Source organism: Herpetosiphon giganteus, from assembly GCF_016907925.1.
GTDB lineage: Bacteria > Chloroflexota > Chloroflexia > Chloroflexales > Herpetosiphonaceae > Herpetosiphon > Herpetosiphon giganteus.
Genome location: NZ_JAFBCZ010000001.1, coordinates 42,730 through 57,140 on the forward strand (window position 1 = coordinate 42,730; position 14,411 = coordinate 57,140).

Genomic DNA, 14,411 nt, shown 5'->3' on the forward strand with positions numbered 1-14,411 from the left:
TGAGGGATGAAGGATGAAGCCATTCGTGCGCTTCGTGGCTAAAGACTGACCCCTGCACCCTAGCCCCTGACCTCTGATTAAAGGAGCATTGCAATGTACATTGGTGACTGGCTTGGCAAGCGCGAGTTGCTTACGCCAGAGCGAATAGCGCTGGTTGACGACCGCGATGGCGAGCGCTATAGCTACCGCCAATTGAATAGTCGCGCCAATCGCTTGGCCGCCAGTTTGCGCCAGCGTTTTGGCGTTGGCAAAGGAGATCGAGTGGCGATTTTAGCCAAAAATCAAGTTGGCTACCTCGATGCCTTATTCGCCACCGGCAAGCTTGGGGCGATTTTAGTGCCCTTAAATTGGCGCTTAACTGAGCACGAATTAATTTATATGCTCAAAGATAGCGCTTCCAGCGTGTTGCTCTACGATAGCCAATTTGGCTCAATCCTGCCAACCTTGTGCCGCCAAAGCCCGCTCAAGCATTGGATCGAACTGGGTGCTGAGTACGATCAACTTGTGGCCCAAGCCAGCGATCTGCCAATCAGCGAAGCGGTTGATCTCGATGATCCGCACTTGATTTTGTATACTTCGGGTACGACTGGCGCACCCAAAGGCGCTGTGCTTTCGCATCGGGTGTTGGTGTGGAATTCGCTGAATACGAATGTTGGCTGGGATTTGCACGCCGATGATGTGAGCATTATCCACACCCCATTATTTCACACTGGCGGCTTGAATGTGCTGACATTGCCAATTTTGCATGCTGGCGGCACGATGGTGTTGATGCACGATTGGCAGCCAGCCCGCTGCTTGGAGTTGATTGAGCGCGAGCATGTCACGATCTTTTTTGCCGTGCCAACCATGTTTGAAATGCTGCTGCAAGCGCCGAATTTTGCCCAAACCAACCTCAGCAGCTTGCGCTTTTGCATCGCTGGCGGCGCGCCCTGCCCAATTCCATTGATTGAAGCCTATCAACAACGCAATATTCCGTTTCGCCAAGGCTATGGCCTCACCGAAGTATCGGTTAATTGCTTCACACTCAACCCCGAGGATGCGATTCGCAAGGCTGGCTCGGTTGGCAAGCCCATTTTCCACCTCGATGCACGAATCGTCGATGAGGCTGGCCGCGATGTGCCAACCAACAGCATTGGCGAATTGATTTTATGCGGGCCGACAGTCTGCAATGGCTACTGGCGCAATCCGGTCGCGACCGCCCAAGCCTTGCAAAAAGGCTGGTTCTACACCGGCGATCTGGCGCGAGTTGATGCCGAAGGCTATTTCTACATCGTCGATCGCAAAAAGGATATGTATATTTCTGGCGGCGAGAATGTCTACCCTGCCGAAATTGAAAATGTGCTTTATCAGCACCCAGCCGTGCAAGAATGTGCGGTAATTGGCATTCCCGATGGTCGTTGGGGCGAAGTTGGGCGGGCCTTGGTGGTGCTACGGCCAAGCATGCAGCTTGATGAGGCCACGTTGATTGCCTTCTGTCGCGAACGCCTCGCCAGCTACAAAACCCCCAAATCAATTTATTTTCTGCCTGAGCTACCGCATAACGCCAGTGGCAAGGTGGTTAAGCCAGAGTTACGCAAGCTGTTTGGCTATTAGATTAGAACAAAGAGCATAGAACATAGAACATAGGGATCAGGATTCAGGGGCTAGGGGTCAGGTTCAACGCAGAGGCGCAGAGCTTCAAAAATATGAATTATGAAGGAGGAAATGCACGGACGCGGGAATAAGAAATCTTCGCGATCTTCGCGCACTTCGTGGTTTCACGCTTCTTGGATCAATTTTCCTGATCCCTGAATCCTAGCCACTTCTAAATTAAAGGATTTCAACCATGAGCTATACAATTGGCCAAAGCGCAAAGTTGCGCAAAACCATCACCGAAGCCGATATTATTTTGTTCGCTGGCATTTCCGGCGATGCCAACCCTGTCCACATCGACGAAGTTGCTGCCCGCGAATCACGCTTTGGGAGGAGGATCGCCCACGGCATGCTTGGCGCTGGCCTGATTTCAGCAGTGATTGGCATGCATTTACCCGGCCCAGGCACGATTTACCTCAACCAAAACTTGGCCTTTCGCAGCCCGATTTACATTGGCGATACGGTCACGGCCTATGCCGAAATCAAAAGCCTGCGCGACGACAAACCAATCGCCACATTAATCACCCAATTGCTCAACGAAGAAGGCAAAACCTTGATTGAGGGCGAAGCTATCGTGCTGCTACCAAGTTAATTGCCGATTGCAGCTCAGCCCCAAGGCCGCTCAATTCGAGCGGTTTTTTCATGCTTGACAGGCGGTTACTCAGATCGCTATGCTCTGAATTGCAATAATTCTGTGAGTAGCGAGGAACGAGCAATGCCCAAATCTCTGCACAAATTTGCCCAACCACGCCTGATTTGGTGGGCCTTTGGCCTAGCGATGGTCTTATTGATATTTAGCAATCTGCTGGCAACCATGTTTCATTCGTGGACTGGCGGTTATGGCTTATTGGATTTGGGCGGTGGCGCGAATGCTTTTTCGGCCAAAACCAGCGTTACCCCAGCCTTGGCCTATGAATTGATCGGCAACTATGGCACGCAGCGCAGCAATCATTTATGGCTCATTTTGCCCGATATGCTGCTGCCGATTGGGGTTTGGCTCTTTTTCGGTCTGACGCTGCTCTGGCTTACTCGTGAACAGGCTGGTTGGCAACGCTGGCTGCCATGCTTAGCCAGCCTCTATTTGCTTGGCGATTATAGCGAGAATATCTGCGAAGCGCTGATGTTGAGTCAATATCCAAGCCAATTGCCAAATGTGGCCAGCCTCTGGACGGCGAGCTTTATGCTCAAAAATATCTCAATTGGCTTGAATAGCATTGCAATTGTGCTGCTGCTAGGGTGGCGTTGGCGGCAAGCGAAGCAAAACTAAGCAGCAAAAAAGGCACGCAAACGAATGCGTGCCTTAGGATGCGAGCGCTGAATGTTACTCGCCAGCGCGGCTGCCCAATTGTTCGTTCAATAAGAACAAGGCACCTGGGTGATCACCAGCCATTTTGAGCTTTTCGACCACATCCGAGGCGCTCTTTTCTTCCTCAACTTGCTCGGTAATAAACCATTGCAAGTGAATTTGGGTCGCATGATCGTTCTCTTTAATCGCCAAATCGTAGAGCGAATTGATTAATGCCGTGACTTTTTCTTCGTGGTGCAAGGCCAACTCAAACACTTCAAGCGATGAATTGAAGCTTGATTGTGGTTGTTCAAAGCCTTGCAAAACAGCACGCCCGCCGCGATCGTGCAGATAATCGAACAACTTCATGGCGTGTTCGGTTTCTTCTTCGTATTGCAAACGCATCCAATGCGCGAAGCCACCCAAATTAACCGATTCGAAGTAGGCCGACATCGAGAGGTATAAGTAGGCCGACTCAAATTCATGCTTGATTTGATCGTTAATTGCGGCTTCAATAGTTGGATTAATCATAGGTTGCGAACTCCTTCGCTAGCAAGATTCTTGCGACTCTAGCTAGTTTAGGCCATCTAACGCTGAAAAACAAGGGCCTAGCCAGCTCTATTTTGATCCACGAAGGGCACGAAGGATTGAAACCGCGAAGGTCGCGAAGATCGCGAAGGTTAAGTTTTTTGCCACGAATTGCATAAATGGTTAATTTTCATCCCTCATCCTTCATCCTTTATTTTTCCTCTGCGCCGCTGCATTAAAACTCCCCCTGAATCCTGATTCCTTTTACCTCTTCTTTCTGCCTTTTAGCTTTTGACTTCTGACTTTTGATTTTTGATTTCTGCCTTTTATGTTCTATGTTCTATGCTCTATGCTCTTTTTTGCCTTCATCCCTCATCCCTCATCCTTCATCCTTCCGTTTCAGCCTTCATCCTTTTATCAGATGCACTTCAGTTGCCAGCCATGGCCCAAATTGTGATTAATTGCTAAAGTAAGTGTGTATTTGTAGGAGGAATTCAATCAATGCGTTCATTGAAATATATGAGCTTGGCCTTGTTGCTGGCAGCCTGTAGCAGCCAAACTCCAGCAACCAACACGCCAGCAGCAACCAGCAATTTACCAGCCCAAGCCACAGCCACGATTGCAAGTGGCTCGGCGGCAACCAGCATTCCAACCACCGCGCCGCAAGCAACCACCAACCCCCAAGCAACTGTTGCCACGGCCAACCAAATTAACTTAAGTGCCCCGCCAGCAGATGCATTATTACTCACATCGGTACGCGTTGCAGGCACGATTGTGCTCACGCCATTCGAAAAAACCTTGCGCTTGCTGATTCAAGCAGAAGATGGCAGCACCGTCTACGAAGGCCCAATTAGCACGGTTGGCGAATATGGCAGCAGCGCAACCTTCGATGTGACGGTCGATTTCACGCCGCCAGCAGCAGGCAAAGGCGTGATTAAGGTCATCGAAGACGATATGAGCGGCGAATTGCCCTATCGCACGGTTGCTGAGCAAGCAGTGCAATTTGCGCCGGTTGGGGCGGAAGCAACCCAAGCCCCTGAGCAATCCATTTTGATCGAATTGACTGAGCCAGCGATGCACTCGGTCGTTGGCAATCCCTTGAATTTCAAAGGCACGCTCTCGGCCATGCCGTTTGAAAAAAATGTGGTCGTTGAAGTGTACGATAGCGAATTGCATTTGCTGGGCCAAACCAGCGTCACCGCCGATGGCGAATATGGCTCAGCAGGAACATTTAGCGGCAGCATTAATTTCCAAGCCCCATTAACCAAACGCATCGGTCGCGTAATTGCCTATACAACCTCGCCCAAAGATGGTGCGGTCGTTGGCCAGGCCGAATCGACCGTTACCTTGCCACAATGGGAAGGCACTGGCGCGTATATGGCGCAGCCAGCGCCCGAAACCAGCGCCTTCTTGCCATTGCACGTTGAGGCCGTTGGCTTGAGCAGCGATAATTACACTGTGCGCTTGCGTTATGCCGATGGCACCTTGTTGGAGCAAAATACCCAAGCCTATAACGGCTATTTGGCCCTTAGCTTGATGTGGAACGATGCAAATGCGCCAGTTTTGCCAACCCAAGGCGCAATCCTCGAATTGGTCAAAGCTGATGGTTCGGTTGAATTAACCCAAAATTTGCGCATGCTTGATCTGACCAGTCAAGCAACCACTGAGGTCGAAGTTTCGTGGTTAGCAGGCGAAGGCTCAATCAACGGTGTTCGGACGCTGCCCAAAACCGCAAGCGTTGCCAGCGCCGCCCTGCGCGAATTGGTTTGGGGTCCAGTCGGCGAAGATGCAGCCTACAGCACCGCCATTCCTAGCCCCAAAGCAGTTGCCGATTATACTGGCGATAAAACTGGCTGGACCGGACGCGTCTATCTGCGCTCGGTGCGCATCGAAGGCGATACCGCCTATGTCGATTGGAGCCGCGAAATGCGCGCTTGGGGCAGTGGCGCGATGCAGCTTGAAGGATTGCAAGCCCAAGTCGACTTTACCTTAAAGCAATTTCCCCAAGTTAAAAATGTGGTAATGACCGTCGAAGGCGATGAAAACGTCTTGCAACCATAAAAATCCACACCTTACAATGGTCGTCCCCTCTCCCCCCAGCCTTACAGGGGTAGGTTGTGAAGACCCACTCACCCCAACCCCTTTCCCATTCGATGGGCGAGGGGCTTTAACACGACGGTTCTTTCAGCATTCTGCGGTGAAAACGGGTGCTCTCCCTCGCCCGAGTTTTCGAGGGCAGGTCGATAATTTCCTGTTGATTCTATGGAATGACTGCTCCCCCTCGCCCGCGTCCAGTGGGAGAGGGGGCTGGGGGGTGAGGGGAGCCATAGTACACCGACGTATTACGCAAAACCACCGTGTTAAGCCCCTCGCCCGCGCTACGGGAAAGGGGTTGGGGTGAGGGAATCCATAAATCCATAAAAAATCGATAGGCAAAGTAGGGTTGCTCGTGGTAGCATACAGAGAAGTGGTTTTGTTGCTACGAGTAACCCTATGTTGCAATCGCAAGCCCAACGTTGGTCTGAACGCAAAGCCAGCCTTGTCCAAAGCTATTTGCCGCACGTTGTGCCGAGCCTCTCGCCGCACCAACAATTGGTGATTTTCGATGGCGAAGCGGGAGCGGTGCAATATGGCAACGGACGTTTGGCAACTGCTGGCGCAGCTATTCACTATCAACAGCTTGCTAGCAAACTCAACGCCGCAGTCCAAATCATCGTGCGCACCACCAGCCCCCAACAACAGGTGGAATGGCAGCAAGCCAGCGAGCAACAGTTTACATGTTGGCCCCACGCTCAGCTTAATCTCAACCAACTAACCAGCCATTTGGCCGCCAACCCAGCCCTGATTCTGCTCGATGGCGATGTTGGCCTGATACCCATCAGCAATGGCCTCGATCAATTAGCACGGCGCTTGGCCCGCACTGATCTGCTGCTGCGTTTTGATCAAGCAGCCCTTGCCGACCTACTTGCCCAGCGTGAACAGCAACCAACTCAAACTGAGCGTCAGCTTGATCAGCTGTTTGCCAGCCGTAATTGGCGAACAATTGTGAACGAATCGCCAAGCGAAACTGTGCTCGCAGCCTTGCAAAGCTTCTATCTTCAGCAGCTTAGCGAACTCAAAGGCTCGCGCTGGCGTTGGGCTGCTGCTTGCGCAATCCATACCACATGGGGCCAAAAATTGTACGATCTGCTGATTGCAACCAGCGATCGTGCGTTGGTTTTACCGCTCAACCAAACCTTGTATCAATTTGAAGGCGCATTGTTTGAAAACCCCGAAGCCCAAGCCTTACTCAATAATGCTGGCAATCCGCAGCAAATTGGCTTATTCGACCCAGCCCTACCCAGCAAAAGCCAACTACGCCGCCAGCAACACGAGCAGATCGTCGCTGCTTTGCGCAATTTGGCGCTGCAACAACCACGGCTCTGGAGCTATGGCGATTTGTTCGATACGCTGTTGCGCCAAGGCTGGCTCGGCAAAATCACCGAAACCCAATTCCAAAAAGCATGTAACGATTTGCTAGGCCAAAAGCTGATTACTCGCTTAGGCCCAAGCAATGCATGGCAAACCACAACCCTCTTGCGGCTTGGCAAACCAGCAAACAAGCCAGATTCATAATCTAGCAGTAGAATACTAAAGATTGTGTTGTTTCAGTCGGAAGGAGAACTCTCGTGAGTTTCATGCAATCACTGTTAAATCCGTATCCATGGTTCAAAACCATGCGCGAGCAAAATCCGGTCTATTTTGATCAAACGCTTGGCTCGTGGGTGGTCTTTCGCTATGCCGATGTCAAGCAGGTGATGACCGATTACGAACATTTCTCCTCGGCTCCACCAGATCGTGGCGATGGAATGAATATGTTTGCTAATAGTATGTTGATGACCGACCCACCACGCCATCGCCAGTTGCGTTCGTTGGTCAACTTGGCCTTTACCCCCCGCATGATCGAGCAACTCCACGAGCGGATCGATGGCTTGGTCAATGGCTTGCTCGACGACATGTTGGCCCAAAGCGAGCCAGATTTTATTCGCGATTTTGCCACGCCCTTGCCCATGACCGTGATCGCCGAAATGCTAGGCGTACCCACCGAAGATCAAGATAAGTTCAAATATTGGACTGAACAAATCATCACCTCGTCGAACAACCCCAACATGGCCGAAATTGTGCCAATCTACCAAGAATTTGGGGCCTATTTGTACAGCATGATCGAGCAGCGCCGCGCCGAACCACAAGCAGATTTGATTAGCGATTTGCTCAAAGCTCAAATCGATGGCGAATCGCTCTCAGATATGGATTTGATTGGTTTTTGCGCCTTGTTGTTGGTTGCAGGCAATGAAACGACCACCAACTTGTTAGGCAATGCAGTGCGGGTATTTAGCGAGCAGCCAGCAATTTATGCCGAATTACGTGCCAACCCAAGCCTGATTCCAAATGTTTTGGATGAAACGCTGCGCTATTATTCGCCAGTTAAAGCTATGCCCCGCCACACCCATGCCGATCAACAAATTGGCGATGTAACGATTCCGGCGGGCCAACGGATTATGGCGGTAATTGGTTCGGCCAACCGCGACGAAAGCCAATTCCCCAACGCCGACAACTTCGATTTGCATCGCAAAGGCAACCAACATATTGCCTTTGGCCATGGCATTCACTATTGTTTAGGCGCGCCGCTGGCTCGGCTCGAAGGCAAATTGGCCTTGGAAGCCTTGATCAAACGGGTCGAAACGATTGCGATTAAACCAGATGCCCAATTAGAGCCAATTCCAACCCCTATTACCTTTGGAGTCAAAAATCTGCCAGTGGTAATCACCACCAACGAATAAAGCCATAATATACCAATTCATGGCAGATAATTAAAAATATTAACCAATCCGTTTAAATCATAGCCCAAATGATTTAAACGGATTGGGATTCATACCAAAATTCACCTATGTTTTTTTGCTGGCTCATCCTATAATTAGCAATATCCTAAAGCTCTAGATCAGTGAATAGACGATTTGGGATTCGTTCTTTTGCAAGGATGAGGCTATGGCTGTGTGTAGTCGAAACATTCTCGTTTTGCGTGCTCAGTTAATGGACTACTGCTGGCTCGCTGACCTGCAAACGATCGCAGGTGATCTATGATTATCAACTTAGAACTCGCCTTGTTGGTCGATGGTGGAATTGTGCTTGAAGTGCCATTGCCATCACCGCAGGCTGCTTGGAGCTTTACGGCGCTGCTTGATTATCATGGCGATGCGCGGTTTTTATGTTGGTGGTGGCATACAGCCTACAATCATCTGATTGCGATTGCCAACGATGGCTGGCTGGTGGCTGAGGCTGGGTTATGGCACATGAACTTCATCCAAGATTTACGCGATGCTTGTTTGTTGAACCCACAATTGGCTTTTGGCAATGTCTTTGGTGAGCAACCAACCCATGCCCTTTTGTATGATCGTGAGCGCCATTGTTTGCTGGCGGTGGCCCTAACCGCCGTTTTAGAGCTGCTTGATCATTCGCTGCACGAATTGGAACCACGCCTGATTGAACAGCATGCAGTCCGGCGCATGGTCGCAGCGCTAACCGCAACCCCCGATTTAGTGCGCTACGCCGTCAACAAACTTCACATTTACGAGGCCAAAACTGGGGCTAACGCATTTAATCTGATCTGCGAGCCATGTAACGATTGGCGTATGTGCCAATTTAGCGCCTGGCTCAACGCCGCGATTCGCCAACAGATTGGCTATAACTAAGCCGATCATGGTTTTAGCCATGATCGGCTTATGCCTCAGGCGCGGCTATCCCAAATCACATCGGGAATATTGCGGGCAAAATTCTCATAGCGAGCCATTACAAACAACGCATCGGAAAGTCGATTGAGATATTTAATCACAAAGCTGCCGATGGTTTCCTCGCGGCTTAGCGCCACCACATCGCGTTCGGCGCGGCGGCATACTGTGCGCGCAACATGCAAATGGGCCGAGGTTTGCGAGCCACCAGGCAAAATAAAATTCTCCAATGGGCCAACTTTGTCCATCAATTCATCCATCAAATGCTCAAGCGCATCGATATGCCGCGCCTCAATTTGCGGAATCGGCCATTTCTGTTTGTCTTCTTCGAGCATACACAGGTCGGAGCCAAGGTGAAACAATTCATTCTGGATGGCTTGCAACGGTGCTTGGAGCCGTTCGCTCACGCCAACCGCCAAGGCTACGCCGAGATGCGAATTAAGCTCATCGACCGTGCCAAAAGCAGTTACCCGCAACGATTCCTTGGGTACACGTTGGCCGCCGCCAAGCGCCGTCGTGCCACTATCGCCAGTTCGTGTATAAACTTTGGTTATTCGGGGCATGATTCGTCCTCACCATGTTTCAGGATTCAAGATTGAAAGATGTATTTCTGGTTGGCCAAGAATAGGTTGGCTCAGCAACGGGCTACTGGCCCGAGGATTGTGAAAAATTGTAAGCGCTGGATGGCCGCTGCGCAAACTTGCTAGCTCGATTCGAATTACCGCACTCAAGCGATGATGTGCGCCCATACGCAGCATATCGCTTAACGGCGTAAGCCAAGCCTCAAGCGGTGGCGCAGGCTGCGCATGATCAACCACAATAATCACCGCAGGCTCGCCAGCAGGCAATTGGGTATAGCCACCGCGAATCGCGCGCCACAAACGGTCGCACCAAGCGCGATGTGCGCGCCGCGCCAAACCAGGGTAATCATCTTGATGCAGCACAATTTGTAAATGCTCGGCTTCTGGCAAGGGCTGGCAAGCAACAGGCCGCAGATAAATGCCCGAGCTATGAGTATAGGCAGCAGGATGCGTCCAGCCGCTCAACATTTGCTCAGCTGAGACATGCAAATAGCGGCGCACCTCGCGATGGCTAATGCCGCTACTTGGATGGTGGGTAATTTCTAGCGTTAAGCGGGCCGCCAACGGAATGGTGCTGGCCAAATCGCGCAAACGAGCCAAGGTTGTTTGGGCCAAAACCACCGCTTCTGCTGGCAACAACGACTTAACTTCAACAAACGAGCGCAGATCGCCCCGTTCGATCAGCAACTCGCCGACGTGCCGACCTTCGCCAGGCGGGTTAAACTGCAAACTATAGTTAGCCCGATCCAAGGCTTGAGCAATCAACAATTCATCGAGAATCGACAGCACCACTGCATCATCGCCAGCTCGCAGGCGGCCAAAAACATCAGGCGTAAGCCAACCACGGCTGCCTGCTTCCTGCAACGCTGCATCAAGAATCAATCGATGTTGTTGATTTTCGGGCGTGCTATCAGTTAGCAAGGCATACACAATGCTGCCAAAGCGCAAGCGCCGCAAATCGGGGTAAAGCTCGCTCAACGACTGTATCATCATGGCTGCCATCATATCATGGCCAACCAATCTGCAAGTTTAGGCTTGGTTAAGCATGTTGTATGGCTATAGAATCTTAGAACTCTATGCCATTGGGTATTTCCCCATTCCCCACCAAAGGCCAATTACTAACTAAATATGGAAGCGCTTCATCGAGTGCTTATTACCACCCTTCCGTCCCGCCTCAAGGCGGGAGACGCAGGGGGTTTTCATCCCCCTGCACCCCCTAAAGGACATGATTTGGAAAGCAATCTTTGATCGATGAAACTCACATGTCATGGTTCGTAGCCGAGAAGCTATGGCATACATCATTCTCGCCACGAAGAACCCGAGGATAGCACTGAATTGGCCTTCGTGCGCTTCGTGTTCTTCGTGGGTAAAAACGTTGCTCCTTCATCCTTCATCCCTCATATTTCATCCTTCTTAACTTAGTCGTCGAGGCGAGGCGTGACAATATCGACCCAAATGCGGCGGGTGCGTTCTTGGGTCAAATCGGTATGAATATGCTTAACTTCGCTATAGGCATCAAGTGCATTCGGCCCTAACTCGCGGCCAATCCCACTATCTTTGTAGCCGCCAAATGGCGCTTTGGCATTGATCAAATGATGATCGTTGATCCAAACGGTGCCAGCCCGAATTGCGCGTGCTACTTCTTGGGCATCTTGCAAATCGCGGCTCCAAACGCTGGCGGCCAAGCCATAATTGGTATCGTTGGCAATTGTAATCGCCTCGCCAACCGTTTGATAACGAATAACTGAGAGCACAGGCCCGAAAATTTCTTCTTGGGCGATGCGCATGCGATTGTTCACATCGGTAAAAATCGTTGGCCGCACAAAATGACCATTGGCCAACGCAGGATCGTCGCTGCCAACGCCGCCACAGCGCAAGGTCGCACCCTCTTGAATCCCCAGCTCAATGTAGGCTTCGACGGCGCGTTTTTGGGCCGCAGAAACTAACGGGCCTAAATCAGTCGTCAGATCAAGCGGATCGCCAAGCACCAATTGTTCAACCCGCGCAACCAAGCGCTCAACAAACTCATCGTGTAGCGAATCGGGCAAGAGCAAGCGCGTGCCAGCTTCGCAGCTTTGGCCAGAGTGCATAAACGCGGCCCAAATCGCCCCATCAACTGCCAAATCAAGGTCGGCATTGGGCAACACAACTACTGGCGATTTACCGCCAAGCTCCAAGGTTACTCGTTTGAGATTGCGGCCTGCAACTTCGGCGATCTGGCGGCCAACCTCGGTCGAGCCGGTAAAAGCAATTTTATCGACCTTTGGATGGCTGGTTAGGCGTTCGCCAACCAAGCTGCCCGGCCCAGTCACCACATTAAAAACCCCATGCGGCAACAAATCGGCCTCGTGGATCAATTCGGCCATGCGCAAGGCGCTCACTGGGGTTAACGAAGCAGGCTTGAGGATGAGGCTATTGCCAGCAGCCAAGGCTGGACCAATCTTCCAAATCGCCATCAAAAATGGATAATTCCACGGGATAATTTGGCCACAAACCCCGATTGGTTCGCGCCAAACAGCGTTGGCACTTGGCGAAGGAAAATCGATGTAGGGCAAGGTTTGCATTGGGTGTTGGCGCGCCAAATCGGCAAAATAGCGCAAATGCTCGATGCCAACCGGAATATCGAGCCATGAACTTTTGCGTAGCGTCGCGCCACCGTTGAGGGTTTCAAGTTCGGCCAGTTCGTCGGTGTTTTCTTCGAGCACATCGGCGATCGCTTCGAGAACTTTGGCGCGTTCGACAGGCCGCATTTGCGACCACGAGCCAATATCAAAACTCTTTCGCGCAGCATCAACCGCTCGATCAATATCGTGGATGGTTGCCCGCGCCACCTGAGCGATTGGCTCGCCCGTCGCAGGGTTATACAGGGTTTCACTAGCAGCATCGCTGGCTGCGACCCAAGCTCCGTCAATATACAGGCCAAAAGCGCGCAGGCTATCTGATTGAGTCATCTTGGCGTTCTCCGTTGAAGGCGCACAGTCGTTATGCCTTGATCATACCCTAAGCAGGTTTATGACGCAAGGTGTCACGTGGCGATTGGGGGAGTAAAGGATGAAGGATGAATTATGAGGGATGAAGCCAAAAGCAGAATATAGAACAAAGAGCATAGAACATAGAACATAAAGCCTAATCCTAAAAATCTGGGTGAATCTGTGGCAAGAAAACTTAACCTTCGTGATCTTCGCGTTCTTCGCGGTTTTATTCTCCGTGTCCTTCGTGGATAAAATCTTTTGAAGAACAACCATTGGGGAGATAGAAAAAGCACAACATTCCACCACACAAATATTTGGGGTGCAGGGGCTGAAAACCCCTGCGTCTCCCTCCGGCGGAGGGACGGAAGGGTGGCGAAACGATTGGGAATCGGGGTTCAGGGGTTAGGGCACGAAACCGCCAAGAACGCGAAGAATGAAATGGCTATAGGCTTTGGGCTATTGGCTATGATTGATCGAAAATAACCATCGCCGAGAGCTAAACTTCCCTGAACCCTCGCCCCGTGTCTCCCCTATGCGTTAAGAATTAATTCGATAAACTACCAACAACAGCCTATGCCAAAGCTGCCTGCAATCGTTGTAACGAATCAATTAATGCAGCATCTGTATCCCGCCCATAGCCGCCAGATTTAGGCAAGCCACCAATTTCTAAAATCGCTGGGCCATGGAAATTCGCCGCAGCCAAGGCTTGGCAATAAGCAGCAAAATCTATTGTGCCCATCCCCAAAGGCAGATGATAATTCACCTCAGGCAAGGGCGTATCAGAAATGTGCAACATGCTCATACGCGGAATTAATTGCAAAAATCCAGCCAAATCCTCAGTCAGTGTATGATTAAAATCCCACACAAAGCCCAAACCTGACACTGCTGCTAAAAGTTGGTTGCATGCCTGCGGCGTGGTAAATAAACGCAAAATTGGGTCGTTATGCTCAAAGCCAAATTGAAAGCCATGCTGCTGAGCCAAGGCCACGCCAGCTGCAAACTGTGGTTGTAGCGCAATTTCTAGCTCGGCAACCTGGGCAAATTCCAGCACAGGCTGATTGTTGAGATGCCAATGCACATACTCACAGCCCAATCCGTTGATCGCAGGCAAATTGGCTTCGAGCACTTCCAGCGGCGTTTGCCCAGTCGCAGCACGCCCAGCCGCATCAATTTGCAAATTAATTTCCATCACCGCCATAATCTGCTTGGCTTGCAGTTGCTGGCGAATGCTGGCAAAATCGGCTCCCAAGGCGGTTGCGTGCAAGCCTGCTGGCTTACCCTGAAACTGCATACTGGTAAAGCCATTGGCAGCAGCAAACTCGATTTCAGCAAGCGCTGGTCGCCAATTCTGCTCGAAAAAACGGCCATTCAGGCCAATTAATAAACTCATATGCTTCCTCGCTACGTTTAATCACATAGATTGGGTTTAATGATCGACTCGGCCTAAAGACCGATTTCGCCATTTGGTTGCGTATGCTATCCTAACCAACATATTGGATTATAGATTGGAAAACAGATCATGGTTTTCAATTCATTTATGGGCGTGATTCACGCACGGAAAGGGTTCAACAAAGGCGCAGACAGGATAGCTGCGCCTAAAATCTGAACCAATTGGTAATTGAAACCAACTAATCAAGACTAGGGGCAG

12 protein-coding genes are annotated in these 14,411 nt (G+C 51.0%); 7 read left to right on the forward strand and 5 right to left on the reverse strand.

What is annotated here, in order from left to right; genetic code table 11:
* The first annotated feature begins 93 nt into the window (after positions 1–93).
* From JOD20_RS00170 to JOD20_RS00180, 3 genes are all read left to right on the forward strand, one after another.
* The gene (locus tag JOD20_RS00170) at positions 94–1,593 is read left to right on the forward strand and encodes an acyl-CoA synthetase (RefSeq protein ID WP_204753368.1); all 1,500 of its coding nucleotides are present in this window, start codon (positions 94–96) and stop codon (positions 1,591–1,593) included.
* 232 nt (positions 1,594–1,825) lie between these two features.
* Entirely contained in the window at positions 1,826–2,224 is a 399-nt protein-coding gene (locus tag JOD20_RS00175) for a MaoC family dehydratase (protein WP_204753369.1), read from the forward strand.
* 123 nt (positions 2,225–2,347) lie between these two features.
* A complete protein-coding gene (locus tag JOD20_RS00180; protein ID WP_204753370.1) occupies positions 2,348–2,899 on the forward strand; it encodes a hypothetical protein in 552 nt (183 codons plus the stop codon).
* A gap of 54 nt (positions 2,900–2,953) precedes the next feature.
* Here JOD20_RS00180 and JOD20_RS00185 read toward each other — a convergent pair whose 3' ends face one another.
* Entirely contained in the window at positions 2,954–3,448 is a 495-nt protein-coding gene (locus JOD20_RS00185; protein WP_204753371.1) for a ferritin, read from the reverse strand.
* A 498-nt stretch (positions 3,449–3,946) separates the two neighbouring features.
* Between JOD20_RS00185 and JOD20_RS00190 the strand changes: the two genes are divergently transcribed.
* The 4 genes from JOD20_RS00190 to JOD20_RS00205 all read left to right on the forward strand — a co-directional run bounded on the left by JOD20_RS00190 (position 3,947) and on the right by JOD20_RS00205 (position 9,174).
* Positions 3,947–5,506 (forward strand): Gmad2 immunoglobulin-like domain-containing protein, encoded by a 1,560-nt coding sequence (locus JOD20_RS00190; protein WP_204753372.1) that lies wholly within the window; start codon positions 3,947–3,949, stop codon positions 5,504–5,506.
* A 432-nt stretch (positions 5,507–5,938) separates the two neighbouring features.
* Complete coding sequence (locus tag JOD20_RS00195; RefSeq protein WP_204753373.1) at positions 5,939–7,060, forward strand: hypothetical protein; 1,122 nt, start codon at positions 5,939–5,941, stop codon at positions 7,058–7,060.
* Between the two features lie 62 nt (positions 7,061–7,122).
* Positions 7,123–8,265 (forward strand): cytochrome P450, encoded by a 1,143-nt coding sequence (locus JOD20_RS00200; protein WP_239583663.1) that lies wholly within the window; start codon positions 7,123–7,125, stop codon positions 8,263–8,265.
* A 297-nt stretch (positions 8,266–8,562) separates the two neighbouring features.
* Positions 8,563–9,174, forward strand: a complete 612-nt coding sequence (locus JOD20_RS00205) for a hypothetical protein (RefSeq protein WP_204753375.1) — start codon at positions 8,563–8,565, stop codon at positions 9,172–9,174.
* A 35-nt stretch (positions 9,175–9,209) separates the two neighbouring features.
* Here JOD20_RS00205 and JOD20_RS00210 read toward each other — a convergent pair whose 3' ends face one another.
* From JOD20_RS00210 to JOD20_RS00225, 4 genes are all read right to left on the reverse strand, one after another.
* Positions 9,210–9,773: a cob(I)yrinic acid a,c-diamide adenosyltransferase gene (locus tag JOD20_RS00210; RefSeq protein WP_054535880.1), complete on the reverse strand. Its 564-nt coding sequence runs from the start codon at positions 9,771–9,773 to the stop codon at positions 9,210–9,212.
* A 9-nt stretch (positions 9,774–9,782) separates the two neighbouring features.
* A complete protein-coding gene (locus JOD20_RS00215) occupies positions 9,783–10,784 on the reverse strand; it encodes a hypothetical protein (RefSeq protein WP_204753376.1) in 1,002 nt (333 codons plus the stop codon).
* A gap of 425 nt (positions 10,785–11,209) precedes the next feature.
* Positions 11,210–12,742 carry an aldehyde dehydrogenase family protein gene (locus tag JOD20_RS00220; protein ID WP_204753377.1) on the reverse strand — a complete coding sequence of 511 codons (1,533 nt, stop codon included), beginning with the start codon at positions 12,740–12,742 and terminating at the stop codon, positions 11,210–11,212.
* 592 nt (positions 12,743–13,334) lie between these two features.
* Entirely contained in the window at positions 13,335–14,153 is an 819-nt protein-coding gene (locus JOD20_RS00225; protein WP_204753378.1) for a sugar phosphate isomerase/epimerase family protein, read from the reverse strand.
* Positions 14,154–14,411: the final 258 nt, after the last annotated feature.

Coding starts and splice junctions, on each gene's coding strand:
- JOD20_RS00170 (WP_204753368.1), top strand. CDS start 94: ATGTACATTGGTGACTGGCTTGGCAAGCGCGAGTTGCTTACGCCAGAG.
- JOD20_RS00175 (WP_204753369.1), top strand. CDS start 1,826: ATGAGCTATACAATTGGCCAAAGCGCAAAGTTGCGCAAAACCATCACC.
- JOD20_RS00180 (WP_204753370.1), top strand. CDS start 2,348: ATGCCCAAATCTCTGCACAAATTTGCCCAACCACGCCTGATTTGGTGG.
- JOD20_RS00185 (WP_204753371.1), bottom strand. CDS start 3,448: ATGATTAATCCAACTATTGAAGCCGCAATTAACGATCAAATCAAGCAT.
- JOD20_RS00190 (WP_204753372.1), top strand. CDS start 3,947: ATGCGTTCATTGAAATATATGAGCTTGGCCTTGTTGCTGGCAGCCTGT.
- JOD20_RS00195 (WP_204753373.1), top strand. CDS start 5,939: ATGTTGCAATCGCAAGCCCAACGTTGGTCTGAACGCAAAGCCAGCCTT.
- JOD20_RS00200 (WP_239583663.1), top strand. CDS start 7,123: ATGCAATCACTGTTAAATCCGTATCCATGGTTCAAAACCATGCGCGAG.
- JOD20_RS00205 (WP_204753375.1), top strand. CDS start 8,563: ATGATTATCAACTTAGAACTCGCCTTGTTGGTCGATGGTGGAATTGTG.
- JOD20_RS00210 (WP_054535880.1), bottom strand. CDS start 9,773: ATGCCCCGAATAACCAAAGTTTATACACGAACTGGCGATAGTGGCACG.
- JOD20_RS00215 (WP_204753376.1), bottom strand. CDS start 10,784: ATGATGATACAGTCGTTGAGCGAGCTTTACCCCGATTTGCGGCGCTTG.
- JOD20_RS00220 (WP_204753377.1), bottom strand. CDS start 12,742: ATGACTCAATCAGATAGCCTGCGCGCTTTTGGCCTGTATATTGACGGA.
- JOD20_RS00225 (WP_204753378.1), bottom strand. CDS start 14,153: ATGAGTTTATTAATTGGCCTGAATGGCCGTTTTTTCGAGCAGAATTGG.